Annotated in this window: 23 protein-coding genes; 15 read left to right on the plus strand and 8 right to left on the minus strand. The window is 71.5% G+C overall.

The window, feature by feature from the left end; all coding sequences use genetic code 11:
• The first annotated feature begins 24 nt into the window (after positions 1-24).
• Complete coding sequence (miaB, locus tag ACOJV9_RS07635; RefSeq protein WP_420184596.1) at positions 25-1,542, plus strand: tRNA (N6-isopentenyl adenosine(37)-C2)-methylthiotransferase MiaB; 1,518 nt, start codon at positions 25-27, stop codon at positions 1,540-1,542.
• Between the two features lie 136 nt (positions 1,543-1,678).
• Here the strand turns inward: miaB and ACOJV9_RS07640 are convergent, their stop codons facing one another.
• Positions 1,679-1,894, minus strand: coding sequence for an antitoxin (locus ACOJV9_RS07640; protein ID WP_420184597.1), 216 nt, complete (start codon positions 1,892-1,894; stop codon positions 1,679-1,681).
• A gap of 126 nt (positions 1,895-2,020) precedes the next feature.
• Between ACOJV9_RS07640 and def the strand changes: the two genes are divergently transcribed.
• From def to dapF, 3 genes are read left to right on the plus strand one after another with little or no spacing between them, the layout of a single operon-like run.
• Positions 2,021-2,671, plus strand: coding sequence for a peptide deformylase (gene def / locus ACOJV9_RS07645; RefSeq protein WP_420184598.1), 651 nt, complete (start codon positions 2,021-2,023; stop codon positions 2,669-2,671).
• Positions 2,661-3,590, plus strand: coding sequence for a tRNA (adenosine(37)-N6)-dimethylallyltransferase MiaA (gene miaA, locus ACOJV9_RS07650; protein WP_420184599.1), 930 nt, complete (start codon positions 2,661-2,663; stop codon positions 3,588-3,590). Before def ends, miaA begins: the two co-directional genes overlap by 11 nt.
• Positions 3,583-4,464, plus strand: coding sequence for a diaminopimelate epimerase (gene dapF / locus ACOJV9_RS07655; protein ID WP_420184600.1), 882 nt, complete (start codon positions 3,583-3,585; stop codon positions 4,462-4,464). Before miaA ends, dapF begins: the two co-directional genes overlap by 8 nt.
• A 124-nt stretch (positions 4,465-4,588) precedes the next feature.
• Here the strand turns inward: dapF and ACOJV9_RS07660 are convergent, their stop codons facing one another.
• On the minus strand, positions 4,589-5,218 hold the full coding sequence (locus ACOJV9_RS07660) for a class I SAM-dependent methyltransferase (protein ID WP_420184601.1): 630 nt from the start codon (positions 5,216-5,218) through the stop codon (positions 4,589-4,591).
• A 21-nt stretch (positions 5,219-5,239) separates the two neighbouring features.
• Here ACOJV9_RS07660 and hflX point away from each other — a divergent pair, with 21 nt between their 5' ends.
• The gene (gene hflX / locus ACOJV9_RS07665; RefSeq protein WP_420184602.1) at positions 5,240-6,721 is read left to right on the plus strand and encodes a GTPase HflX; all 1,482 of its coding nucleotides are present in this window, start codon (positions 5,240-5,242) and stop codon (positions 6,719-6,721) included.
• Between the two features lie 41 nt (positions 6,722-6,762).
• Complete coding sequence (locus ACOJV9_RS07670) at positions 6,763-7,830, plus strand: GNAT family N-acetyltransferase (protein ID WP_420184603.1); 1,068 nt, start codon at positions 6,763-6,765, stop codon at positions 7,828-7,830.
• A gap of 136 nt (positions 7,831-7,966) precedes the next feature.
• Here ACOJV9_RS07670 and ACOJV9_RS07675 read toward each other — a convergent pair whose 3' ends face one another.
• Positions 7,967-10,561 (minus strand): DEAD/DEAH box helicase, encoded by a 2,595-nt coding sequence (locus tag ACOJV9_RS07675; RefSeq protein ID WP_420184604.1) that lies wholly within the window; start codon positions 10,559-10,561, stop codon positions 7,967-7,969.
• Positions 10,562-10,611: 50 nt separating this feature from the next.
• Here ACOJV9_RS07675 and ACOJV9_RS07680 point away from each other — a divergent pair, with 50 nt between their 5' ends.
• The 5 genes from ACOJV9_RS07680 (at position 10,612) to rpsT (ending at position 18,174) form a co-directional block, all read left to right on the plus strand.
• Positions 10,612-13,344, plus strand: a complete 2,733-nt coding sequence (locus ACOJV9_RS07680) for an MGH1-like glycoside hydrolase domain-containing protein (RefSeq protein WP_420184605.1) — start codon at positions 10,612-10,614, stop codon at positions 13,342-13,344.
• Positions 13,341-14,135, plus strand: a complete 795-nt coding sequence (locus ACOJV9_RS07685) for a glucose 1-dehydrogenase (protein WP_420184606.1) — start codon at positions 13,341-13,343, stop codon at positions 14,133-14,135. The genes ACOJV9_RS07680 and ACOJV9_RS07685 overlap by 4 nt, the downstream gene beginning before the upstream one ends.
• 157 nt (positions 14,136-14,292) lie before the next feature.
• Positions 14,293-16,578 (plus strand): ATP-dependent DNA helicase, encoded by a 2,286-nt coding sequence (locus tag ACOJV9_RS07690; protein ID WP_420184607.1) that lies wholly within the window; start codon positions 14,293-14,295, stop codon positions 16,576-16,578.
• Positions 16,579-16,694: 116 nt separating this feature from the next.
• Positions 16,695-17,690 (plus strand): DNA polymerase III subunit delta, encoded by a 996-nt coding sequence (gene holA / locus ACOJV9_RS07695; RefSeq protein WP_420184608.1) that lies wholly within the window; start codon positions 16,695-16,697, stop codon positions 17,688-17,690.
• A gap of 223 nt (positions 17,691-17,913) precedes the next feature.
• Positions 17,914-18,174 (plus strand): 30S ribosomal protein S20, encoded by a 261-nt coding sequence (gene rpsT / locus ACOJV9_RS07700; RefSeq protein WP_420184609.1) that lies wholly within the window; start codon positions 17,914-17,916, stop codon positions 18,172-18,174.
• 62 nt (positions 18,175-18,236) lie between these two features.
• Here rpsT and ACOJV9_RS07705 read toward each other — a convergent pair whose 3' ends face one another.
• Together ACOJV9_RS07705 and ACOJV9_RS07710 are read right to left on the minus strand one after the other, a co-directional pair.
• Complete coding sequence (locus ACOJV9_RS07705; protein ID WP_420184738.1) at positions 18,237-18,428, minus strand: DUF2243 domain-containing protein; 192 nt, start codon at positions 18,426-18,428, stop codon at positions 18,237-18,239.
• A 132-nt stretch (positions 18,429-18,560) separates the two neighbouring features.
• Positions 18,561-18,983, minus strand: coding sequence for a type II toxin-antitoxin system PemK/MazF family toxin (locus ACOJV9_RS07710; protein ID WP_420184610.1), 423 nt, complete (start codon positions 18,981-18,983; stop codon positions 18,561-18,563).
• A gap of 130 nt (positions 18,984-19,113) precedes the next feature.
• Here ACOJV9_RS07710 and lepA point away from each other — a divergent pair, with 130 nt between their 5' ends.
• Genes lepA through ACOJV9_RS07725 form a run of 3 tightly spaced genes read left to right on the plus strand, consistent with a single transcriptional unit; the run spans position 19,114 to position 21,940 of the window.
• A complete protein-coding gene (gene lepA, locus ACOJV9_RS07715; protein ID WP_420184611.1) occupies positions 19,114-20,982 on the plus strand; it encodes a translation elongation factor 4 in 1,869 nt (622 codons plus the stop codon).
• 47 nt (positions 20,983-21,029) lie between these two features.
• Positions 21,030-21,494, plus strand: a complete 465-nt coding sequence (locus tag ACOJV9_RS07720; RefSeq protein WP_420184612.1) for a hotdog fold domain-containing protein — start codon at positions 21,030-21,032, stop codon at positions 21,492-21,494.
• The gene (locus ACOJV9_RS07725; RefSeq protein ID WP_420184613.1) at positions 21,491-21,940 is read left to right on the plus strand and encodes a nitroreductase family deazaflavin-dependent oxidoreductase; all 450 of its coding nucleotides are present in this window, start codon (positions 21,491-21,493) and stop codon (positions 21,938-21,940) included. Before ACOJV9_RS07720 ends, ACOJV9_RS07725 begins: the two co-directional genes overlap by 4 nt.
• Positions 21,941-21,962: 22 nt before the next feature.
• Here the strand turns inward: ACOJV9_RS07725 and ACOJV9_RS07730 are convergent, their stop codons facing one another.
• Genes ACOJV9_RS07730 through ACOJV9_RS07740 form a run of 3 tightly spaced genes read right to left on the minus strand, consistent with a single transcriptional unit; the run spans position 21,963 to position 24,259 of the window.
• A complete protein-coding gene (locus ACOJV9_RS07730) occupies positions 21,963-22,508 on the minus strand; it encodes an NUDIX hydrolase (RefSeq protein ID WP_420184614.1) in 546 nt (181 codons plus the stop codon).
• Positions 22,505-23,305, minus strand: a complete 801-nt coding sequence (locus tag ACOJV9_RS07735) for a tyrosine-protein phosphatase (protein ID WP_420184615.1) — start codon at positions 23,303-23,305, stop codon at positions 22,505-22,507. Before ACOJV9_RS07735 ends, ACOJV9_RS07730 begins: the two co-directional genes overlap by 4 nt.
• Before the next feature lie 18 nt (positions 23,306-23,323).
• Positions 23,324-24,259 (minus strand): ornithine cyclodeaminase family protein, encoded by a 936-nt coding sequence (locus ACOJV9_RS07740; protein ID WP_420184616.1) that lies wholly within the window; start codon positions 24,257-24,259, stop codon positions 23,324-23,326.
• Between the two features lie 284 nt (positions 24,260-24,543).
• Here ACOJV9_RS07740 and hemW point away from each other — a divergent pair, with 284 nt between their 5' ends.
• Complete coding sequence (gene hemW / locus ACOJV9_RS07745) at positions 24,544-25,761, plus strand: radical SAM family heme chaperone HemW (RefSeq protein ID WP_420184617.1); 1,218 nt, start codon at positions 24,544-24,546, stop codon at positions 25,759-25,761.
• The last annotated feature ends 23 nt before the right edge of the window (positions 25,762-25,784 follow it).

A 25,784-nucleotide genomic window follows, 5' to 3' on the forward strand; every position in this document is an offset into this window, starting at 1 on the left:
CCAGCACGTACCCTTGTGGGTGCCATGACTGACCTGCTGACCTACGACGTGCGCACGCACGGCTGCCAGATGAACGTCCACGACTCCGAGCGCCTCGCCGGCCTGCTCGAGACGGCGGGCTACGTCGACCTGGCCAGCGTTCCCGTGACAGAGCGCCCCGCGACGGCCGACGTCGTCGTCTTCAACACCTGCGCGGTGCGTGAGAACGCCGACAACAAGCTCTACGGCAACCTCGGTCAGCTGCGGCCGGCCAAGACGAGCAACCCCGACATGCAGATCGCCGTCGGTGGGTGCCTGGCCCAGAAGGACCGCGCCACCATCGTCCAGAAGGCGCCCTGGGTCGACGTCGTCTTCGGCACCCACAACATCGGCAGCCTGCCGGCCCTGCTCGACCGGGCCCGCCACAACAAGCGCGCCGAGGTCGAGATCCTCGAGTCGCTCGAGACCTTCCCCTCGACCCTGCCCACCCGCCGTGACTCCGCGTATGCCGCGTGGGTCTCCATCTCGGTGGGCTGCAACAACACCTGCACGTTCTGCATCGTGCCCAGCCTGCGCGGCAAGGAGACCGACCGCCGCCCGGGCGACGTCCTCGCCGAGATCCAGGCCCTCGTGGCCCAGGGCGTGGTCGAGGTGACCCTCCTCGGCCAGAACGTCAACACCTACGGCGTCGAGTTCGGCGACCGGCTGGCGTTCGGGAAGCTCCTGCGCGCCTGCGGCGAGATCGAGGGGCTCGAGCGCGTGCGCTTCACCAGCCCGCACCCGGCGGCGTTCACCGACGACGTCATCACCGCCATGGCCGAGACGCACAACGTCGCCCCGAGCCTGCACATGCCACTGCAGTCCGGGTCCGACCGGGTGCTCCGGGCGATGCGCCGCTCCTACCGCAGCGACAGGTTCCTCGGCATCATCGACCGCGTCCGCGACCAGATCCCCGACGCGGCGATCACGACCGACATCATCGTCGGGTTCCCGGGGGAGACCGAGGAGGACTTCGCGCAGACGCTGCGGGTCGTCGAGCAGTCCCGCTTCTCGAGCGCCTTCACCTTCCAGTACTCCATCCGCGCCGGGACCCCCGCCGCCACGATGGCCGACCAGGTCCCCAAGGCCGTGGTGCAGGAGCGCTTCGAGCGCCTCGTCGCCCTCCAGGACGAGGTGTCCTGGGCCGAGAACCGCGCCATCGAGGGCCGCACCGTCGAGGTGCTCGTCGCGCCGTCCGAGGGCCGCAAGGATCTCGAGACCCGGCGGATGAGCGGGCGGGCCCGTGACAACCGGCTCGTCCACTTCGCGGTGCCCGACGGCGCCGAGGTGGCTCGCCCGGGCGACGCGGTCAGCGTCGACGTCACCTACGGAGCGCCCCACCACCTCGTCGCGGACAGCGGTCTGCAGGGCGGCACGTACGCCGTGCGCCGGACCCCGGGCGGAGACGCCTGGGCGGCGCTCCAGGACGCGCCGGTGCCCGGCAAGCCCGCCGTCAGCCTGGGGATGCCCTCCGTCGGTCGGCCGTCGACGGCGCCGACCACCGCCCCCGCCTGCGGTATCTGACCGGCTGCTTCTCGCTGCTTCGCGTCACCCAGGACGAGGGTCGAGAGGTGGGCGGACGGCATACGGCGGGGTGACGTCACGAGGCCCCGAACCGGTGGGTTCGGGGCCTCGCGCGTGTCGAGAAGATCAGGCGGAGCTACTCGGTCGGGGGGTTCTCACCGTCACCGGAGCCGATGCGCTCGTCGGCCGCGACCTGTCCCTGGTCGATGTGCTCGCCGAAACGACCGCCTGAGGCGCTGTCGGCGGCGTCGCCGCCACGCTCCAGGCCTTGGTCACTGAATTCCTCGAGCTTGTCAGGGTTGTCCGCGGCGAGACCTTCCGCCTTCTCCTTGGCACTGTCAAAGAAACTCAAGGTGGCTCCTCTCTCTGGGAAACAGGGGCCGCACCCGGGGGAGCGGTCTCCCCACCATGGACCCCGCCACCGATCGGCGCAAGAGGGGAGTCGTGGCGGGGCCCGCCGGTTTGCGACACTGGACCCATGACGATCCGCCCCATCACCATCACCGGCGAACCGGTGCTGCACCGCCGTGCCGAGCCGGTCGAGGTCATCGACGACGGCATCCGCGAGCTCGTCGCCGACATGTTCGAGACGATGGACGCCGCCCGTGGTGTCGGGCTGGCCGCGCCGCAGGTCGGGGTGGGGCTGCGCATCTTCACCTGGCAGATGGACAACCACGACGGGATCCCGCCGCGCGGCGTCGTCATCAACCCCTTCGTGTCGGCCAGCAAGCCCGTCGTCGGCGACGCCAGCCCGCAGGACGAGTCCGAGGGCTGCCTGTCGGTCCCCGGCGAGTCATTCCCGCTGCGCCGCGGCGAGACGGCCACGCTCACCGGTATCGACCTCGACGGCAACGAGATCGCGTATGCCGCGACGGGCTGGTTCGCGCGCATGTTCCAGCACGAGTACGACCACCTCAACGGCTTCCTCTACGTCGACCGTCTGCAGGGCAAGTGGGCGCGCAAGGCCAAGAAGGCCGTCAAGGCGAACTCCTGGGGCAAGCCCGGTCTGACCTGGATGCCCGGGGTCGACCGGGACCCCTTCGGCCACGACGACGAGGACGAGTACGACGAGGACGACGTGATCGCCGAGGGCGGGCACGCCCACTCCGAGGACGAACTTGCCCGCTGAGGGCCCGCTCGTCATCGCGGTGGTCGGTCCGACGGCCAGCGGCAAGTCGGAGCTCGCGCTGCGCGTCGCCGAGACCGTCGGGGGAGAGGTCGTCAGCGCCGACGCGATGCAGCTCTACCGCGGCATGGACATCGGCACCGCGAAGCTGCCCTTCGCCGAGCGCCGGGGCATCCCGCACCACCAGATCGACGTCCTCGACGTCACCGACGAGGCGACGATCGCCGCGTACCAGGTCGACGCCCGTCGCTCGATCGACGACATCCGCAGCCGCGGGCTGCACCCGGTCGTGGCCGGTGGGTCCGGGCTCTACGTCCGGGCCGCCCTCGACCACCTCGAGATTCCGCCGACCGACCCCGAGGTCCGCGGACGGCTCGAGGCCGAGGCGGAGGAGCGCGGTCCCGAGCCGTTGTTCGCCGCCCTGTCCGAGCGCGATCCCGTTGCAGCGCAGTCGATCGGGCGCCACAACGTGCGACGCGTCATCCGTGCGCTCGAGGTCGTCGAGATCACCGGCCGACCGTTCAGCGCGTCCATGCCGGAGCGCCGGAACCTCCTACCGACCGTGATGGTCGGCCTGCGGCCACCTCGCGACCTGCTCGACGTGCGCATCGACAGCCGGGTGGAGCAGATGTGGCGCGACGGCCTCGTCGACGAGGTGCGCTCGCTCGTGCCTCACGGCATCCGGCGAGGGCGCACGGCCTCGCGCGCCCTCGGCTACGCGCAGGCGCTGGCCCAGGTCGACGGCACCATGACCAGGGAGCGGGCGGTCGCCGACACGGCGCAGGCCACCCGTCGCTATGCCCGGCGACAGGAGTCGTGGTTCCGGCCCGACCCCCGGATCTCCTGGGTCGACCCGACGGTCGACGGCGCCCTCGACGACGCGGTGCACGAGCTCCGGCGGGCCGTCGCCGAGAATGGCTGACATGACGACCTGGCGCTTCACCAAGGGGCACGGCACCGAGAACGACTTCGTCCTCCTGCCCGACGTCGACGCACGCCTCGACCTCGACGCGGACCTCGCTCGTCGCCTCGCGGACCGGCACGCGGGGGTCGGCGGCGACGGCGTCATCCGCGTCGTGCCCACCGCAGCCGCGGCCGACGACGCCGTCCGCGCGATGGCCGGCCGGGCACCGTGGTTCATGGACTACCGCAACGCGGACGGCTCGGTCGCCGAGATGTGCGGCAACGGCACCCGGGTCTTCGCGGCCTACCTCCGTCGGGAGGGTCTCGAGGCGACGGACGAGTTCGAGATCGCCACACGCGCCGGCATCAAGGGGATCCGCATCGAGGGCGAGGTGATCGCGACCAACATGGGCCCGTGGCGCCTCGACGACCCGGCCCGTGCCGAGGCGGACGGCTTCGACTCCCTCGTGCACCTGCAGGGCTGGGCCGAGCCGTGGTCGGCCCTGTCCGTCGACATGGGCAACCCCCACACCGTCGTCGCCCTGCCCGAGGGCGTGGAGCTCGACTCGCTCGACCTCCTGCACGCGCCAGAGGTCCGCCCGACCCCGCCGAACGGCACCAACGTCGAGCTCGTCCGCGTGGTCGGCGAACGGCACATCGCCATGCGCGTGCACGAGCGTGGCGTCGGCGAGACCCGCTCGTGCGGCACCGGCGTCTGCGCCGCCGCCCTCGCGACGAGCTTCTGGGCCGGGGACGCCGAGCCGACGGACGACTGGACCGTCGACGTGCCCGGGGGGCGCCTGCGCGTGCGCGCCCTGCCCGACCACGAGGTGGAGCTCGCCGGCCCCGCAGCCCTCGTCGCCGACGGCACGATCGACCTCTCCGCCCTCTGAGGTCCGGCCCACCCGCGTCCCGCACGTCCGCCCGGCAACGAGGCCGACTTCTTGCCAGTTCGGGTCAGGCTCGCTGGCGCTCGCCCGACCCGAACTGGCAAGAAGTCGGGGTGGTGGCCCGTGGCTACAGCGGCTCCGCGTCGACCCGCAGGACGCGGAAGCCCTTGGCGGACGCATGGCGCGCACACGGCATACCCAGGTCCGCCTCGATCCAGCGCTGCAGGCTGTCGGAGCCCAGGTTGCGCTGCACGACGAGGTAGGCACGGCCGCCCCCGGCGAGACGGGGGAGCCACCTGCGCAGGAGGTCGTGGAGCGCTGACTTGCCGATGCGGATCGGCGGGTTCGACCAGATGAGGTCGTATGCCGCGTCGTCCGGGACCGTGTCGGGCGTCGCCGCGCGCACGTGGTCGAGGCCCAGGGCCTGCGCGTTGCGGGCGAGAAGGTCGACGCTGCGCTCGTTGACGTCGACACCCAGCACGTCGGCGTGCTCCGAGAGCAGCCCCATCGTCAGGGCGATGGGACCCCAGCCGCAGCCGAGGTCGAGGAACCGGCCGGACTGCGGTGGGTCGGGGACCTCGTCGAAGAGGACGGCGGTGCCCTTGTCCACCCCACCGGGACTGAAGATGCCGGGGGCCACCTCGACCGTGACGGCCCGCCCCGCCAGGGTGACGTCGAGCGGGCGGCGCTCGTCCCGGCTCGCCGGACTCGCGGTGAAGTAGTGGTCCCCCGAATCCGTTCGCACCGAGTCGGTCATAGATGAGACCCTAGTTGGAACATGACTGAGCGACACCACATCCTCTCCGGCCAGGCCGACGCCCTCTCCGACCCCGACTTCGACGCCGACGGGTTCCTCGTGGACGGCGACGGCGACGACTCCGACCGTCCCGCCCTCTATGACGGGGACCAGCTCGAGCGCGAGGAACGCGCGGCCCTGCGCCGCGTCGCCGGCCTCTCCACCGAGCTCGAGGACGTCACCGAGGTCGAGTACCGCCAGCTGCGGCTCGAGCGCGTCGTCCTCGCCAGCGTCTGGTCCGAGGGCACCCTCACCGACGCCGAGAACTCGATGCGCGAGCTCGCCGCGCTCGCCGAGACGGCGGGCGCCGAGGTCCTCGAGGGCGTCATGCAGCGCCGCCAGAAGCCGGACACCGCGACCTACCTCGGCAAGGGCAAGGCCGAGGAGCTGCGCGACGTCGTCGTCGCAGAGGGCGCGGACACCGTCATCTGCGACACCGAGCTCGCCCCCAGCCAGCGCCGCGCGCTCGAGGACGTCGTCAAGGTCAAGGTCATCGACCGGACCGCGCTGATCCTCGACATCTTCGCCCAGCACGCCAAGAGCCGTGAGGGCAAGGCCCAGGTCGAGCTCGCCCAGCTCCAGTACCTCCTGCCGCGACTGCGCGGCTGGGGCGAGTCCATGTCGCGCCAGGCCGGCGGACAGGCCGCCGGGGGTCAGGGCATGGGCTCGCGCGGACCGGGTGAGACCAAGATCGAGCTCGACCGGCGACGGATCAACACCCGCGTCGCCAAGCTCAAGCGCGACATCGCGGGCATGAAGACGCACCGCGACACCAAGCGGGGGAGCCGGCACGCCAACGGCATCCCCAGCGTCGCGATCGCCGGCTACACCAACGCCGGCAAGTCCTCGATCCTCAACCGGCTCACCGGTGCCGGCGTCCTCGTCCAGAACCAGCTGTTCGCCACGCTCGACCCGACCGTGCGGCGCGGCGAGACGCCGGACGGTCGCGAGTTCACCTTCACCGACACGGTCGGGTTCGTCCGTCAGCTGCCGCACCAGCTCGTCGAGGCGTTCCGGTCCACGCTCGAGGAGGTCGCCGAGTCCGACCTGCTGCTGCACGTCGTCGACGGCTCGCACCCCGACCCCGAGGGCCAGATCTCGGCCGTGCGCGCGGTGCTCGCCGACGTCGAGGCGACCGACGTCAAGGAGGTCATCGTCGTCAACAAGGCCGACATCGCCGACCCCGAGGTCGTCGACCGGATCCTGCGCAACGAGAAGCACGCCATCGCCGTCTCGGCCCGCACCGGTCAGGGCTTCGACGCGCTGCGCGAGCTCATCGGCGACGAGCTGCCGCAGCCGGACATCGACGTCGACGTCCTCGTCCCGTACGACCGGGGTGACCTCGTCAGCCGCCTGCACGAGGAGGGCGAGATCCTCGCCAGCGAGCACGTCGGGGAGGGCACCCGCGTGACCGCCCGCGTCAACGCCGACCTCGCGGCCGAGCTGTCGGACTTCCGCGCCTGACGCGTGGGCTTGTTGCAAATTCCTTGCAATAAGATTGCCGTATGCCGTTTGCTCCCGTCGTCGAGACACCGCGCCTGACCCTGCGGCCACCCTCCGGGGGTGACCGGGATGCGTGGGTCGCGCTGCACCGGGACGCCCGCACCTACGCCCACGCCCCGCACGCGATGGCGACGAGCGACGCGGCCGCCGAGGAGGTCTTCGAGGCCTCCCGGCAGCACTGGGACGACCGCGGTTTCGGGGTCTGGGTGGCGCAGGACAGAACCTCCGGGGAGGTGGTCGGCGTGTGCGGGCTCAAGGAGCTGCACGGCGACGCGCACTTCCTCAACCTCTACTACCGGCTGGGGTTCGACCACCTAGGCCGCGGCCTCGGCAGGGAGATGTCGCGGGTCAGCTCGGCGGTCGCGGTGGAGCACCTGCCCTCGCTTCCCGTCTGGGCGCTCGTCAAGGAGGTCAACACCCCGTCGGTGAGGACCGCGCTGGCGAGCGGGTTCGACCGCGTGGGCACGCGGGTGCTGCGTGACGACCTCCCGGACGAGGCTCCGTCCACCGTCTTCGCCGCGCCCCGGGCCGAGTCGATGGCCGCGTTCGACACGGCGACCCGCGACCAGGTCCTCGACCTCTGGGTCCGCACCAATGACGCCGGCGGCGCGGTGGGTTTCCTGCCCGGGGCGGCGCGCTCCCGGGTGGACGAGGCGCTGCGCGCGCACGAGGCCTCGATGGCGTCCGGTCACGCCGTGGCGGTGCTCCTGCGCTCGGCGGCCGACTCCCGCGTCGTCGGGGTGTCGTTCCTCGTGCAGGGCAGCAACCCGCTGCTTGACCACACCCGCAGCGTCTACCGCGTCATGACCGACCCGGACCGCCGCGGCCAGAACCTCGGTCGCCTCCTCATGGCCGCCACCCACCGCGTCGCCCGAGAGTCCGGCGTGCAGATCCTCACCCTCTCGGTCCGCAGCGGCACCGGCATCTCCCGCTTCTACGAGACCTGCGGCTACCACGAGTCCGGCCGCGTCCTCGGCGCCATCCGCGTCACCGACGGTGATGAGCGCGACGACATCACGATGACCCGCCGCCTCGACACCCGCACCCTCACCCCCGACCCCCGCGGCTGACCCGCCCTACTCGCCACACTTTTTGACCAATAGGTCACGAACTGCGCGGCGGCAGGCGACACTTCGTGACCTATTGGTCAAGAACTGCGCGGCGGCAGGCGACACTTCGTGACCTATTGGTCAAGGACTGCGCCAGTCAGAGGCGGCGGAGGGCCGTGGCCCCGATGACGAGCTCTCCCATGCGGTCGCTGGCGTCCAGGTCGACCACGGCCTCGAGGACCCAGTCGCGGTCGTCCGCCGGGTCGGCCAGCACCTGACGCACCCGCCAGATCCGGTGCTCGGTGTCGTCGTCGAGGCCGGGCACCTGGTCCCGGTCGGGTTCGACCTGGAGGAGCTGGGGCCCACGGGCGTCCGCGTCCTTGCCGATGGAGCCGTGCTCGTCCCAGTACGCCCCGAGTGCCTCGTCCCACGCCCCGTAGCTCATGACGGCGGTCCGACCGTCCTCCGGGACCGCTGCAGCCGCGACCTCCAGCAGCGCCAGACCGTTCACGTCGTCCTGCTCCGCCAGCTCGACGCGGCGCCACATCGCCTGGCGCACCATCGCGCGGAACGCCCTCTCGTTGGCGGTGACCGGCCGCGGCGGCGGTGGCGCCTCGCCGTGCGCGGCGACAGCGTTGCGCACCGACTCCGGGTCCGTGAGGGCCGCCCACTCGTCGATGAGGGACGAGTCGGTCTGGCGGATCGTCTCGCCGAGCCACTCGATGAGGGTGTCGAGCTCCTCGCCGCGGTGCGAGTCGGGCACGGTCTGCCGCAGCGTCCGGTAGGCGTCGGAGAGGTAGCGCAGCACCACGCCCTCGGATCGGGTGAGCCCGTAGCGGCGGATGAGGTCGCCGAAGCTCATCGCCTGCTCCCACATCTCGCGGACGATGCTCTTGGGGTCGAGCGCGTCCTCGGGCAGCCACGGGTGGGTCTGCCGGTACGTCTCGTAGGCCGGTTCCAGGAGCTCCAGGAGCGGGCGCGGCCAGGTGATCTCCTCGACGATCGCCGTGCGCTCGTCGTACTCGACGCCCTCGGCCTTGAGCTCGGCGATGCGCTCGCCGCGGGCGGCCCACTGCTGGGCGCGCAGCACGGGACGGGGGGAGTCGAGCACGGCCTCGACGATGGAGACGGTGTCGAGCGCTCGGCTGGGCGACTCGGGGTCGAGCAGGTCGAACGCCGCGAGCGCGAAGTGCGCCAAGGGCTGGTTGAGCGCGAAGTCGGCGGGCAGGTCGACGGTGAGGTCCACCGTGCGCCCGTCCGGGCCGGGCTCGGGCAGCCGGACGATGACACCCGAGTCGAGCAGGGAGCGGCCGAGGCGGATCGCCCGTCGCGCCAGCCGCGCCTGGCCGGCGAGGCTCTCGTGGTTGTCACGGGTGAGGCGGCTGACCGCCGCCACGGGATCGCCCGGCCGGGCCATGAGGGCGAGCAGCATGGAGTTGTCCATGCGCATGCGCGACGTGAGCGCCTCGGGCTCGCTGGCGACGAGCTTGTCGAAGGTCTGCTCGGTCCACACGATCGACCCCTCGGGAGCCTTGCGCCGCTGGACCTTGCGCAGCTTCTTGGGGTCGTCCCCGGCCTTGGCGATGTTGCGCTCGTTCTCGATGACGTGGGGAGGGGCCTGGACCACGACCGAGCCGCTCGTGTCGAACCCGGCCCGGCCGGCGCGCCCGGCGATCTGGTGGAACTCGCGCGAGCGGAAGATCCGGTCGCGCTGCCCGTCGAACTTGGCGAGCCCGGTGAACAGGACGGTGCGGATCGGCACGTTGATGCCCACTCCGAGGGTGTCGGTGCCCGCGATGACCTTGAGCAGCCCTGCCTGGGCGAGCTGCTCGACGATGCGCCGGTAGCGGGGCAGCAGCCCCGCGTGGTGTACCCCGATCCCGCGCCGCAGCAGGCCCGAGAGGGTGCGGCCGAAGCCCGCTGCGAACCGCACGGTCGCGAGCCGCTCGGCGATCTGGGCCTTCTCGTCCGACGTGAGCACCCGGAGATTGGTCAGCGACGCGGCGTGCTCGGCAGCCAGCTGCTGCGTGGGGTGGACGACATAGACCGGTGCCTGATGCGTGGTGACGATCTCCTCGACCGTCTCGGCAAGCGGGGTCAGCGACCACGCGAACGAGAGCGGCACCGGACGCTCGGCCGTGGTCACCGTCGCCACGTCACGACCGGTCCGCCGTTGCAGGTCCTCGGTGATCCGCGACATGTCGCCGAGCGTCGCCGACATGAGCAGGAACTGCGCCTGTGGCAGCTCGAGCAGCGGTACCTGCCACGCCCAGCCGCGCTGGCCGTCGGCGTAGTAGTGGAACTCGTCCATGACGACCATTCCCACATCGGCCGAGGAGCCCTCTCGCAGAGCGATGTTGGCGAGGACCTCAGCCGTGCAGCAGATGATCGGAGCGTCCGCGTTGACCGCGGCGTCGCCCGTCAAGAGGCCGACGTTCTCGGCGCCGAAGACCTCGCACAGGGAGAAGAACTTCTCGTTGACGAGCGCCTTGATCGGCGCGGTGTAGAAGCTCACCCGGTCACCCGCGAGGGCCGCGAAGTGCGCCGCGACGCCGACGAGCGACTTGCCCGAGCCGGTGGGGGTGGCGAGCACGACGTGGCGTCCGGTGACGACCTCGATCACGGCCTCGTCCTGGTGGGGGTACAGCGCGATGCCGGACTCCTGCGCCCAACCGGAGAAGACGGCATACAGCTCGTCGGCATCGGTGGTCACGGAACCCAGTGCGCGGTCGGCCAACGGGTGAGAGGTCATCGCCCGCATCCTTGCACTGCGACGGGGCGGCGCCGTGCGAAGGTGGGGTCATGACGTCGGTCGAGCCCGAGGGGCGCCCCCTGACCGAGGAGCACCAGCGGCTGCGCGACTCGCCCGGCGACGGCGGCCCGTGGCGCGCCTGGGGTCCCTACGTCGCGGGCCGGCAGTGGGGCACCGTCCGCGAGGACTACTCCGCCGACGGCAACGCCTGGGACTTCTTCCCGTTCGACCACGCGCACGCCCGTGCCTACCGGTGGGGGGAGGACGGCATCGCCGGCGTCTGCGACCGCTACGGCTTCCTCAACCTCGCGGTAGGGATGTGGAACGGGCAGGACGACCGCCTCAAGGAGCGCCTCTTCGGGCTCACCAACGAGGAGGGCAACCACGGCGAGGACGCCAAGGAGTACTGGTGGCACCTCGACGCCACCCCGACGCACAGCTGGGCGCAGTACCTCTACCGCTACCCCCAGGCCGCCTTCCCGTATGCCGTGCTGCGCGCCGAGGGTGCCGCGCGCGGTCACGATGTGCCCGAGTTCCAGCTCGCCGACACGGGGGTGCTCGACGAGGACCGGTTCTTCGACGTCGTGACGACCCACGCCAAGGCCGCACCCGGCGACCTCTGCGTCGTCATCGAGGCGACGAACCACGGACCCGAGGCGGCGCCGCTCGACCTCGTGCCACAGCTCTGGTTCCGCAACACGTGGGCGTGGGGCCGTGACGACCGCAAGCCGGTCATCGAGGTCCTCGACGAGGGCGCGGCCGGCTGCGTCACCCTGCGCGCCACGCACGGCCACATCGGCGTCGTCCACCTGCTGGCGGAGGGTGCACCCGAGGTGCTCGTCTGCGACAACGAGACCCACGTGGAGGCGGTGTTCGGCAACGGCGAGAGCCGCAGCGCCCACCCCAAGGACGCGGTCGACCGCGCCGTCGTGCACGGGGACCCCAGCCTCCTGACGTCCGACGGCCGCGGCACCAAGGTGGGGCTGCGCCACCACTTCGACGCGGTCGCGCCCGGCGAGACGGTGCGGGTCCGGCTGCGGCTGCACGACGACGCCTGGGCCGAGGGGGTGCAGCAGGACGGCCCGATGGCCGACCCGCTGGCCGACCCCTTCGGGGCAGGCTTCGACGAGGTGCTCACCCTGCGGCGTGCCGAGGCGGACCGCTTCTATGCCGCCGCCATCCCCGAGCACGTCGGCGATGAGGAGCGGCACGTCGCCCGGCGCGCGTTCGCCGGGCTCAACTGGTGCAAGCAGCTCTACCGCTACGACGTCCGCGAGTGGCTCGAGGGCGACCCGGCGGGACCACCTCCTCCGGACTCGCGACGGGCGCGGGAACCCTTGGGGCGCAACACCTCCTGGTCCCACCTTGCCCTGGCGGACGTCATCTCCATGCCCGACGAGTGGGAGTACCCCTGGTTCGCCGCGTGGGACCTCGCCTTTCACACCGTGGCCATCGCGCACATGGATCCCGAGTTCGCCAAGAACCAGCTGCTCCTCATGTGCCGGGAGTGGAGCCAGCACCCCAACGGGCAGCTCCCGGCATACGAGTGGTCGTTCGGCGACGTGAACCCGCCCGTCCACGCCTGGGCCGCGTGGCACGTCTACGTCCTCGACGGTGCACATGACCGGGGCTTCCTCATCCGCGTCTTCACCAAGCTGCTCTTCAACTTCTCGTGGTGGCTCAACCGCAAGGACTCCGACGGCTCGAACCTCTTCGAGGGCGGCTTCCTCGGGATGGACAACATCAGCGTCTTCGACCGGTCGCGCGAGGTCCCGGAGGGATGGCGCCTGGAGCAGTCGGACGCGACGAGCTGGATGGCGTTCACCTGCCTGCAGATGCTGCGCATCGCGCTGGAGCTGAGCCGGGTCGACCGGGACTGGGACGGACTGGCCACGACCTTCCTCGAGCACTTCTTCTCGATCGCCGAGGCCATGGAGACGTTCGGCACCGAAGGGGTGTCGCTGTGGGACGACGCCGACGAGTTCTTCTACGACGTCCTCGTCGACGAGCAGGGGCACGGCGCACCGGTGCGGGTGCGCTCGCTCGTCGGCCTGCTGCCGCTCATCGCCGTGGGCAACGTGCCCGCGTGGGCCTTCGAGGAGCTGACCGACTTCACGTCGCGGCTGCGGTGGCTGCAGGACCGCCGGCCCGACCTCACCGACTCGCTGCTGCACAGCCAGGACGGCGAGGTCGTCCACAACAGCCTCACGCCCGTCGTCCGGCCGCGGCTGGAGGCGATCCTGCGCCGGCTCTTCGACGAGGACGAGTTCCTCGCGCCGCACGGCATCCGCTCGCTGTCCGCGTCCTACCGCGGTGGCGCCGAGATCGCCGTCGGCGACACGTCGGTCCGCATCCAGTACGACCCGGGAGAGTCCTCGAGCGGGATGTTCGGCGGCAACTCCAACTGGCGCGGACCCGTCTGGTTCCCCACCAACGTGCTCATCCTCGACGCGCTGCTCGTCATCGCCGAGGGGGCCGACGGTGACCTCACCGTGGAGTTCCCCACCGGCTCAGGTCGTCGGATCCCGTTGGAGGAGGCGGCGATCGGCGTGCGCGACCGGCTCATCTCTCTCTTTCTCCCGACCCAGGGCGGACGCCGACCCGGCACCCCGCGGGAGCACCCGGCGGGCCCGCTGTGGGACGTGCACCCGACCTTCAGCGAGCACTTCAACGGTGACGACGGCACCGGTCTCGGCGCCTCGCACCAGTGCGGCTGGACGGCGCTCGTCGCGCACCTCATCTGCACCAGTCCCTCGGACCTACGCAAGGAGATCGACTCATGAGCACGTCCACGCAGACAGGCGCGTCGGCGAGGCCGCTGGAGGGCAAGGTCGTCCTCGTCACCGGCGGCAACAGCGGCATCGGCGAGGGGATCGTGCGGGCGGCCGCGGCGCAGGGCGCCAGGGTCGTCATCGACTACGTCTCGCGCCCCGAGGACACCGAGGCGATCATCGCCGACATCGAGGCTGCGGGCGGCGAGGCCGTCGGGTGCGAGGCCGACGTGTCGAACGTGGCCGACCTCCAGCGGCTCGTCGACACCGCCGTCGAGTCCTTCGGCCGGCTCGACGTCATGGTCAACAACGCCGGGGTCGAGTTCGAGGAGACGCTGGCGACGCTCACGGAGGAGAAGTACGACCTCCTCATGGGCATCAACCTCAAGGGCGCGGTCTTCGGCTCCAAGCTCGCCGCGGAGCAGATGCGCCGTCAGGGCGGTGGCGGCGTCATCGTCAACATCACGTCGACGCACGAGGACTGGCCGATGCCGAGCGACCTCGCCTACTGCATCTCCAAGGGCGGCATGCGGATGCTCACCCGGACCGCCGGTGTCGAGCTCGGACCCGACGGCATCCGGGTGGTCGGCGTGGGGCCCGGCGCCATCCGGACCGCGATCAACGCCGAGGACACGCCGGCCGAGACCCGGGCGCTGGAGGCCGCCATCCCGCTCGGCCGGATCGGCTCGCCGGAGGAGATGGGCGAGCTCGTGTGCTTCGTCGCCAGCGACGCGGCGGCCTACGTGACGGCGACCACGCTCATGGCCGACGGGGGACTCATGCAGAAACCCGGCGCCGTCTGACGCCCCTGCTTTTGCTCCCCATGCGGGAACGTTGTGGGTCCGGAGGGTTTCCTTCCCTCCGCTCCCCACAGGTTTCCTCCGGTTGCGCCCCCTGGCTCACTCACCCGCTTGTGGATGGGGCGTCGGAGCTGTCGGGACAGCGGCATAGGCTGTCTCGGTGCCGACCCTAGACGACCTCCTCGCGGCCGCGGTCAGCGGTGTCAGGGGGAGCGAGCGCCCCGGTCAGGTGAGCATGGCCAAGGCCGTCGCCCATGCCGTCGACACCGGTGAGCACCTGCTCGTCCAGGCCGGCACGGGCACCGGCAAGTCGCTCGCCTACCTCGTGCCCGCCGTCCAGCACGCCATGGAGGTCGGCAAGCCCGCCGTCGTCGCCACGGCGACGTTGGCCCTGCAGGCGCAGATCGTCGACCGGGACATGCCCCGGGTGGCCGACGCCCTTGCGCCGCTGCTCGGACGCCGCCCCACCTATGCCCTCGTCAAGGGCCGCCGCAACTACCTCTGCGCCCACAAGCTCGAGGGCGGCTTCCCCGACGACGAGGAGGGCCTGTTCGGGGTCGGCGACGTCGACCAGCAGGCCGGCCGCCTCGGCAAGGAGGTCGTGCGCCTGCGCGAGTGGGCCGGCGAGACCGAGTCGGGCGACCGTGACGAGCTCGTCCCGGGTGTCTCCGAGCGCGCCTGGCGGCAGGTGTCGGTCAGCGCCCACGAGTGCCTGGGCAGCAAGTGCCCCCTCGTGGCCGAGTGCTTCGTCGAGCGCTCCCGCGAGGCTGCCAAGGCCGTCGACGTCATCGTCACCAACCACTCCTTCATGGCGATCGACGCCTTCGAGGGTCGCCAGATGCTGCCCGAGCACGACGTGCTCGTCGTCGACGAGGCGCACGAGCTCGTCGACCGGGTCACCGCGACGATCACCGACGAGGTCACCCCCGGCATGTGCCGCGCCGCCGCCAAGCGCGCAGGTCGGCAGGCCGACTCCAGCGAGACGGTCGACGACGCGGGGACGTTCCTCGAGTCCGTCCTGGACGAGCTGCCCGAGGGTCGACTGACCGGCATCCCCGACAACCTCGGCCTGGCGCTCGCCCGCATCCGCGACACCACCCGGCAGGTGACCACGGAGCTCAAGCCGCCACCCGGCCAGGAGGTCGACGGGGCCCGGCAGGTCGCCCGCGCCGCGATCGAGGAGCTGCACGAGAACGCCTCCAGGGTGCTCGAGGAGCGCGAGCTCGACGTCGTCTGGGTGAGCAAGGACCCACGCCGGGGGAGCGTCCTGCGGGTGGCGCCCATGAGCGTCGCGATGCTCGTGCGCGACAAGGTGTTCGAGGACCGCACCGTCGTCCTCACCTCCGCCACGCTCGAGCTCGGCGGCACGTTCGACGCCGTCGCCGGCACGATCGGCCTGCGCGGTGAGGGCTCCCCCCAGTGGACCGGCCTCGACGTCGGCAGCCCCTTCGACTACCCCCAGCAGGGCATCGCCTACGTCGCCAAGCACCTGCCCCCGCCGGGGCGTGACGGGGCGTCACCGGAGATGTTCGACGAGATCGAGGCGCTGGTCCGCGCGGCCGGGGGGCGCACGCTCGGGCTCTTCTCGTCGATGCGCGCCGCCCGCGCCGCCACCGACGAACTTCGTCAACGCCTCTCAGACGATCACTCCACGGACGGCGAGGTCGCGGTGCTGTGCCAGGGCGAGGACCAGATCTCCACGCTCGTGCGCCAGTTCGCCCGTGACTCGCGGACCTGCCTCTTCGGCACCCTCAGCCTGTGGCAGGGGGTCGACGTGCCCGGCTCCTCGTGCCAGCTCGTCATCATCGACCGGATTCCTTTCCCCCGACCCGACGACCCGCTCGCCTCGGCGCGCTCGCAGGCCATCGCCCGCATGGGCGGCAACGGCTTCATGGCGGTCTCCGCCACCCATGCGGCGCTGAGGCTCGCCCAGGGCGCCGGTCGCCTCATCCGCCGTGGCGACGACCGTGGAGTGGTCGCCTTCCTCGACTCCCGCATGATGAGTGCCCGGTATGCCGGGTTCCTCCAGCGCTCGCTCCCGCCCTTCTGGCCGACCTCCGACCGCGACCTGGTGCTCAACGCCCTCAAGCGGCTCGACGAGACCGCGCCGCCGCCGGAGGACGTGGAGGAGCCGGCCCTGCGCGGGCTCACGGGCGCGGTCAGGGGCACGGCGATGGGCGACGCCGAGGCGACCGGTGCGGTCGACGCGACCGACACGCGCCCGGTCGCCACGGCCCCACGACCGGCGCCGGCGGCCCGCACCGCCGTCACCCAGGGCCACGCCTGGACGCCGGAGGAGGACGAGGAGCTGCGCGACGGCGTCGAGCTCGGCCTCGACCTTGACGAGCTGAGCGAGTCGCTCGAGCTGTCCGCCGACGTCATCGGCGCACGCCTCGAGGGCCTCGGCCTGAAGCCCGGCAGCGGCTCGACGCTCGACCTCGCCTGACCGCTCGCTTCGCCGACGGTGCCTCGCAGCGCCCGCACGAGGACGCATCGAGGCAGTTCGGACGGCGGGAGCCGTCCGCCGACGCCGACCGCGGCCCGTCTGAGGCGCGTGGCAGAGTGGCCGCCGTGAGTGATCTCGTCGAGGTGCAGCGCCGGGTTCCGCCGCTGGTGCTCATCAGCGGCCCCGAGCAGGTGCTTGCCGAGCGCGGCCTGTCCGAGGTGCTCGAGGCCGTCCGCGAGCGCACCCCCGATATCGAGGTCATCCGCCTCTATGCTGCCGCCTACCAGCCCGGGGAGCTCACGGTCCACGCCAGCCCCTCGCTGTTCGGTGGCGACAAGGCCGTCGTCGTGCACGACCTCGACGAGGCGACCGACGAGCTCCAGCAGGACCTGCTCGACTACCTCGCCGCCCCTCCCGACGACGTCACCCTCGTCGTCGTCCACAAGGGCGGCAACCGCGGCAAGAAGGTCCTCGACACCCTCAAGAAGGCTCGGGCCCGGGTCATCGACGCCCCGGCGATCAAGTCCGACCGCGACAAGGCCGACTTCGCGATGAACGAGTTCCGCCGGGCCAAGCGGCGCGCCACTGGCGAGGCCGTCCAGGCACTCGTGGACGCGATCGGCAAGGACGTGCGAGAGCTCGCCTCCGCCTGCCACCAGCTCGTCGCCGACACCACGGGGACGATCGACGAGCAGGTCGTGCTGACCTACCACGGGGGCAAGGTCGAGGCCACGGGGTTCAGGGTCGCCGATGCCGCCGTCGCGGGAGACGCGGGCGAGGCCCTGCGCCTGTTGCGGCACGCCATCGCCGTCGGCGTCGACCCGGTGCCGATCGTCGCGGTCCTCGCCCAGCAGCTCCGCCAGCTCATCAAGGTGGGCTCGGCTGGACGCGGCCGTTCGGCGGACCTCGCCCGGGATCTCGGCATGGCGCCCTGGCAGGTCGACAAGGCCCGTCGCGCGCTCAACGGCTGGACGGCCGAGGCGCTCGCCCGCTCGCTGCGTGCGGTCGCCGCCGCCGACTTCGAGGTCAAGGGTGGCGGACGCGACCCGGTCTACGCCGTGGAGCGGGCTGTCCTCACCATCACCCGCGAGAAGGCGGCCGGAGACGGCTGAACCGCGCGGGATCGCGGGTCCACGCCCTGCGCGGGCCGGCATACGGGCGTTTTGCGTGTCGGACCGGCCCGCTGGTAACTTTGGTCCTTGCGTGCGCGCTCAGGTCGTGCGCGCACGTTGCTCCACCCAGTCGCGGTTCACGCAAGGGCGTCCCCACTCCCGGTCCCGAGCTGCGACTGCCGCCCTCTACGGCAACCACCGACCTCTCAGAAAGTATCTCTTCGTGGCAAACATCAAGTCCCAGCTCAAGCGCATCAAGACCAACAAGGTCGCGACCGAGCGCAACAAGGCCGTCAAGTCCGACGTCCGCACCGCCGTGCGCAAGTTCCGTGAGCTCGCCGAGGCCGGCAAGGTCGACGAGGCGAAGGACGCTCTCAAGGTGGCCTCCACCAAGCTCGACAAGGCCGTCAGCAAGGGTGTGCTGCACCAGAACAGCGCGGCGAACAAGAAGTCCGCGATGGCCAAGAAGGCATCCGCCCTCTGAGTCGTCCGCGACACGCACCACCTCCGAAGCGCGCCACCGGTCCTCGACCGGGGCGCGCTTCGTCATGAGCGGACCGAGCGGCCCATCGCCCGGCGTCCCCGCTCGTGGAGGAGCCACCCGCCGGCGAGCTGCACCGCACCCAGGGCGAGGAACCCGAGGTCCCACGCCAGCGGCCCGCCGAGGTCGTCGCGCACGTGGTGCACGCCGAGGAGCAGGTGGTCCACCACCCCTCGACGAGGTTGAAGGCACCCCATCCGGCGAGCAGGAGCCCGACGTGGAAGGACCAGCTCGGCGCCACCCGTCCCCGCCGCCACTCACGGAGCATGAGGTGTGACCCCGCGAGGACGAGGACCCACGTCTCGCCGGCTGTCACCAACAGCACCCGCTCAGCCCCGGCGCTGCTCGGACAACGGCGCCCATGCCGCCATGACCTCGTCCCAACGCGCCCGGTCGAGCACGGCGCCCTCTCGCCGCACGGTGGCCGGGTCGACCCGCACGATGCGGTTGACCCTGACCTCCGACGGCCGGCCCTTGCTGTCCCAGCCGCCCGGACCCACGTCCACCCACAGCCGTCCCGCACGCCGCTCCTGGGCGTGGTCGCGGTCGTGGTCCTTGCTCGTGAGGTACATCCCGAGCAGCCACCCGCGGTCTGCGCCGACGACGAGCACGGGGCGGTCCTTGCCCCGGGCCGGGTCGTCCTCGTAGGCCACCTCGGCCCAGACCACCTCGCCCACATCGGGCTCGCCATCGGGATCAGGGGCGTATGCCGGGTCGAGGGGTCCGTGGAAGTCTCCGGGTGGGCTGTCCATGGCTGTCACGCTACGTCCCGACCCGCACCGGGAGACGATGGTGCGAGCCCGTGTGCCGGTTCGGACGCGTGGCCGTGGCGTGGGAGACTGTCGGCGATCCGTTTCCGCCTTCCCGAGGACTTGAGCGACTGTGTCTCCCCGCGCCCGCACCGTGCTGCAGCCGCACGCCACGCCGCCGGAGGCGATCCGCAACTTCTGCATCATCGCCCACATCGACCACGGCAAGTCGACCCTGGCCGACCGCATGCTCGGCATCACCGGCGTCGTCGACGACCGCGCCATGCGTGCGCAGTACCTCGACCGCATGGACATCGAGCGCGAGCGCGGCATCACCATCAAGAGCCAGGCCGTCCGGATGCCGTGGGAGAGCGTGGGCGAGGACGGCACGAGCGGCGACTACATCCTCAACATGATCGACACCCCCGGGCACGTCGACTTCACCTACGAGGTCTCGCGCTCGCTCGCCGCGTCCGAGGGAGCCGTCCTCCTCGTCGACGCCGCCCAGGGCATCGAGGCGCAGACCCTGGCCAACCTCTACCTGGCGATGGAGAACGACCTCACCATCGTGCCGGTCCTCAACAAGATCGACCTGCCCGCGGCCCAGCCCGAGAAGTACGCCGAGGAGCTCGCCAAGCTCATCGGCTGCGAGCCCGAGGACTGCCTCCAGGTCTCCGGCAAGACCGGGGTCGGTGTGGAGCCGCTGCTCGACGCGATCGTCCGCCAGATCCCGCACCCGGTCGGCGACCCGGACGCCCCGGCGCGCGCGATGATCTTCGACTCGGTCTACGACACCTACCGTGGTGTCGTCACCTATGTGCGCGTGGTCGACGGTAACCTCAACCCGCGCGAGAAGATCATCATGATGTCCACGCGGGCCACGCACGAGCTGCTCGAGATCGGCGTCATCAGCCCGGAGCCCGTGCCCGGCAAGGGCCTCGGGGTCGGCGAGGTCGGCTACCTCATCACCGGCGTGAAGGACGTGCGGCAGTCGCGCGTCGGTGACACCGTGACCAACGAGCGCAAGCCCGCGGCCTCCGACCTCGGGGGCTACCGCGACCCGAAGCCGATGGTCTTCTCGGGCCTCTTCCCGATCGACGGCTCCGACTACCCCCTGCTGCGCGACGCGCTCGACAAGCTCAAGCTCAACGACGCGGCGCTGGTCTACGAGCCCGAGACGTCGGTCGCCCTGGGGTTCGGCTTCCGGTGCGGCTTCCTCGGGCTGCTCCACCTCGAGATCGTCCGGGAGCGCCTCGAGCGCGAGTTCGACCTCGACCTCATCTCGACCCAGCCCAACGTCGTCTACGACGTGACGATGGACGACGGATCGGTCATCGTCGTCACGAACCCGAGCGAGTTCCCCTACGGCAAGGTCGCCGAGGTCCGTGAGCCGGTCGTCAAGGCCACGATCCTCGCGCCGAGCGAGTTCATCGGCGCGATCATGGAGCTCTGCCAGGGCAAGCGTGGGCAGCTCCTCGGCATGGACTACCTCTCCGAGGACCGCGTGGAGCTGCGCTACACGCTGCCGCTCGCCGAGGTCGTCTTCGACTTCTTCGATCAGCTCAAGTCGCGCACCCGCGGCTACGCGTCGCTCGACTACCAGGAGGCCGGTGACCAGGTCGCGGACCTCGTCAAGGTCGACATCCTGCTCCAGGGCGAGAACGTCGACGCGTTCAGCTCCGTGGTCCACAAGGACAAGGCCTACGCCTACGGCAACATGATGGCCGGCAAGCTCAAGGACCTCATCCCTCGCCAGCAGTTCGAGGTGCCGATCCAGGCCGCCATCGGCGCCCGGGTCATCGCCCGCGAGAACATCCGCGCCATCCGCAAGGACGTCCTCGCCAAGTGCTACGGCGGTGACATCAGCCGCAAGCGCAAGCTGCTCGAGAAGCAGAAGGCCGGCAAGAAGCGGATGAAGAACATCGGCACCGTCGAGGTGCCGCCGGAAGCCTTCATCGCGGCGCTCTCGTCCGACGACGGCGGCGAGACCAAGAAGAAGTAGGTCCGGTCGGCGGGGGCGGACGGCATACCGAGCAGTAACATCGCCGTATGCCGGACACCTTCAGCCTGTACCGCTCGCTCACCTCCCTGCCGCTCGGGAAGGCTGCGTTCTCGTTCCTCTTCGCCCAGAAGGCGCCGTACTTCTGGACCGTGCGGCCGCAGGTGCGCGAGGTCCGGCCGCACCACGCCGAGCTGACGATCCGCAAGCGGCGGGCCGTGCAGAACCACATCGGCACCGTCCACGCCATCGCGGTGTGCAACGGGCTGGAGGCCGCGATGGGGCTGCTCGCGGAGGCCACGACGCCGCCCGGGAGGCGCTGGATCCCCAAGGGCATGGAGGTCGCCTACACGGCGAAGTCGACGACCGACCTGCTCTGCACGGCCGACACGGATCCCGCAGACTGGGAGCGGCCCGGTGACGTGCCGGTCCGCGTGCGTGCGGTCCGCGAGGACGGGACGACCGTCGTCGAGGGCGTCATCACCATCTACGTGAGCGAGAAGAAGACCTCATGACGATTCCCGGAACCTACGTCCCGAGCCCCAGTGCCTGGGTGCGCCAGCAGGTCGAGACGATCGAGGCGACCGGCACCACCGAGTCCGTCGACATCCAGGGCAGGCCCGTGGTCCTGCTCACGATGAACGGCGTCACCGGCACCGTGCGCAAGGTGCCGCTCATGCGTGTCGAGCACGACGGCGTGTATGCCGCCGTGGCCAGCAAGGGCGGCGCACCGGAGCACCCGAAGTGGTACGCCAACCTGCGCAAGAACCCCGTGCTCGAGGTCCAGGACGGCACCCGCACCTGGGTGGCCCGGGCGCGCGAGCTCGAGGGCGCCGAGCGCGACGCCTGGTGGGTGCGGTGCGTCGAGGCCTTCCCCAACTACGCGGAGTACCAGCGCAACACCGACCGGCTCATCCCCGTCTTCGCCCTCGAGCCGGTCGAACCGGGCAACGCTCCCTGACGCGACCGACCACCGGCTCCCGTCAGCCCGGCGCCACCGTCGACTCGTCCACGTCGCCCAGCTGCAGCGTGTCGCCGTGTCCGACGTGGTCCCAGATCCTGAGCAGGTCACGGGGCCAGATCTCCTCGTCGGTCTGCTCGAGCTCCGCCCTGGTCCACCAGTGGTGGGCGGTCATGGTGGCCAGCTCGACCTCGGTGTGGCCGGCCGTCGACACCTCGAAGGCGTCGCAGCGGACGAACCAGAACAGCTCGTCCTGGGTGGTGACGACGTCGCTGTAGCCGTGGACGACCACGCGCTCGGCGAGGGGTCCCACGAGGTCGTCCCTGTCGATGGCCAGCCCCGTCTCCTCCGCGACCTCGCGGATGGCGGCACTGAGGTCGCTCTCGCCCGGGTCGACCCCGCCGCCGGGGGTGATCCAGAAGATCGGCACCGGGGTGAGGCCCGGGTCGCTGTCCCGGAAGAGCAGGAGCCGGTCCTGCTCGTCGACGAGCAGGACGCGCATGGCGCGGCGGCGGTTGCGGGGCCGCCGATCCGGCAGGGGAGCGGACAGCGTGACGACACGGCTCATGAGGTGAGCCGCGTCCGGAGCCGGTCGACGTCGGAGTCGCGCCACCCCTGCCGGCGCAGCCACCCGGCAGCACCCCCGAACTCACTCTGCACCGCGTCGAGGATGGTCTGCATCGTCTCGGGCCGTGGGCTCTGGTCCGCGACGCTCTGCTTCTTCAGGGCGTTGCCGTAGAGCTCGCGAGGCATGAGCCGAGCGATGATCCGCTCGATGCGCTCCGCCGTGAGCGCGTAGTCCTCGACGATCGCGTCGTGCGGAACACCCGCGGCGTCGAGCGCCAGGGCGACGACCGTGCCGGTGCGGTCCTTCCCCGCGGCGCAGTGCACCACCGTCGCGCCCGTGCTGCGGGACACGATGTCGAGTGCCGCGGAGATGGAGTCGGGTCGCGTGGCGAGGTAGCCGAGGTAGTGCTCCGACCAGAACTGGGCGTCGCGCACCGGGCGGCTCGAGTGCTCGGGCATCGCGAGCGCCTGCTCGCCCGTCACCCCCCGACCCTCGCCGAAGAGGGAGTGGTGGTGGTGCGTGAGCGACTCGACGTGCCAGAGCGGTCCGGGCCCCTCGGTGCTCACCTCGGTGTCGCTGCGCAGGTCGACGATGTCGCTCACGCCGAGGACGTCGACGACGTGGCGCACGTCCGACTCGCTGAGGTCCTGGAGGTTGTCGGAGCGGAGCAGCCGCCGCGGCTGGATCGTGGCACCGTCGCGGGTGGGCAGACCGCCGACGTCCCGCATGTTGACGACGCCGTCGAGGTCGATCCACCGGTCAGGCACAGCCTCGTCGGGACCGCGGTTGTCGCTCACCGTGTCATCGTAGGTGGCTCAGACGTCCACGACCTGACCCGTCCCCGACGTCTCGGCGCGGTCCGCGACCGCCGCCGCGACGACGAGGTCGGTGATCCCGGTCCCCAGGTTCTGCACCACCAGCCGACCTGCGGGGCGGACTGCGTGCAGCAGGTGGCCGGTCCACGTCGTGGGGGTGGGGTAGCCGTCCAGCTTGCCGCGCACGGCCCGCACGGCGGCGAACTGGTGCGGGTCGTCGGCGGCGAGGACCGGGGTGTCGGCGAGGTCCGCGCCGACCGAGCTCGCGTAGTCGATGGGCAGGAGGAGCGCATCCTCTCGCGGCCAGGTGGCCGAGATCGTCATGTCGGTCAGCCCGATGGACAAAGCGGTGATGACGGCGGCCTTGTCGCGGACGGCGGCCTCGCGCGACGACGACGCGACGACCCGCAGGCCGGGCGCCGTCGCCTCGCTCTCGCGCGCCAGCTCCTCCACCGCCTGGCGGCGACGCGCCCAGACGTGCACCTCGGTGTGACCGAGCGCGTGCAGCACCCGCAGGTGCGACCGGGCCTGGACGCCGGCGCCGAGGAACGCGACGGGTCCGTCCCCGGCGAGCGCGCGGACGCAGGCGCCGCTCACCGCCGCCGTCCGCACTGCGGTGAGCTCTGCCGCCGGCAGCAGGGTGCGGGGTGCCCCGGTCGTGCCGTCGTTGACGACCATGACACCGCTCGCCGTGGGCAGCCCGCGCACCGGGTTGTCCGGCACGAGGCTGATCCACTTGCAGCCCAACAGGTTTCGCTCGGGATAGGCGGCAGGCATGGCGTTCGCGAACATGCCGGGGGAGGTGCGCACCGTGGGTTTGGGCGGGACGTCGGCCCGTCCCTCGGCGAGGGCGCTCAGCGCGTCGGCGACGAGGTCGACCACCTCGACCAGGGGAGGGAGGCAGGCCCGGACGTCGGCGTCGGTGAGGATGCGCACGGTCGCCAACCTAGCGGGCACAGAGGTGAGGGCCTCGGAAAGTATGAGTTTCCGAGGCCCTCGCAGGTCACGAACCGAAGTTCCTGATCTGACGCTCTCACCGAGGTGAGTGCGTAGGCACAGTTCTAGTGGAGCGCCCCGTGGCCCGCAAGGCCTTCGGGAGAAGTCGAGCGACGATTTCTCCGTCGGGCGGCGTGTCGAGCCGGACACGCCGCCGACGGCGCCACCGGGGAGCGCGCTGCACCGGGTCGGGGTCGTGGGCCGGGAGTGGGAGAATCGTCGTCATGCCCCGACTTCCCGACGGTGACCCCGCGCCGGCGTCGGGGAACCTGCCGACCGAGGCGACCCGTGGCCTGGGGGAGCGGCCCTTCGGCATCTACCTGCACGTCCCCTTCTGCCGGGTCCGGTGCGGCTACTGCGACTTCAACACCTACACCCTGACCGAGCTGGGGCCCGGCGCCGGCACGTCGAGCTTCGTCGACACGGCGCTGGTCGAGCTCGCCCTGGCCCGTGACGTGCTGGGCGACTCGGCGCCGAGGGTCGACACGATCTTCGTGGGCGGGGGGACGCCCACCATGCTCCCGGCGAGCGACCTCGTCAGGGCCGTGGACGGCATACGGCAGCGGTTCGGTCTCGCGGACGACGTCGAGGTGACCACGGAGGCCAATCCGGACTCGGTCACGCCGGAGTCGTTGCGCGAGCTGGCCGACGGGGGCTTCACCCGGGTCTCGCTCGGCATGCAGTCCGCGGTGCCCCACGTCCTGGCCACCCTCGACCGGACCCACGATCCCGAAGGGGTGGGCCGCGCTGTGCACGCTGCCCGGAACGCTGGTCTGGTCACGAGCGTCGACCTCATCTACGGCACGCCCGGCGAGAGCCTGGACGACTGGCGCCGCAGCCTCGACCAGGCGATCTCGCTCGAGCCCGACCACGTGTCCGCCTACGCGCTCGTCGTCGAGGAGGGGACCAAGCTGGCAGCCCAGGTCCGCCGGGGCGAGGTGCCGCGCCCGGACGACGACGACGAGGCGACGAAGTACGAGCTCGCCGACGAGGTGCTCGCCTCCGCCGGGTTCGACTGGTACGAGGTGAGCAACTGGACGCGCACCGCGGCCGGCCGCTGCCGTCACAACGACGGCTACTGGGCCGGCGGCGACTGGTGGGGCATCGGCCCGGGGGCGCACAGCCACGTCGGCGGTGTGCGCTGGTGGAACGTCAAGCACCCCAGGGCGTATGCCGGCCGGCTGGCCGAGCGCGCCTCTCCGGCCGCGGGCCGGGAGACGCTGACCGACGAGCAGCTGCGCGACGAGCAGGTGCTCCTCCGGGTGCGCGTGCGGGACGGGCTCGGCGTCGACGACCTCGACGACACCGGTCGGCGAGCGGTCGCAGGACTGGTCGCCGACGGCCTCGTCGACGGGTTCGCGGCCGTCCGCGACCGACGCGTTGTGCTCACGCTGCGCGGGCGGCTGCTGGCGGACACGGTCGTCCGGCGCCTCCTCGGCTGAACCCCCGCCTTGTGTGCCTGAGC

Origin of the sequence: Knoellia terrae, from assembly GCF_048606435.1 — a bacterium.
Lineage (GTDB): Bacteria > Actinomycetota > Actinomycetes > Actinomycetales > Dermatophilaceae > Knoellia > Knoellia terrae.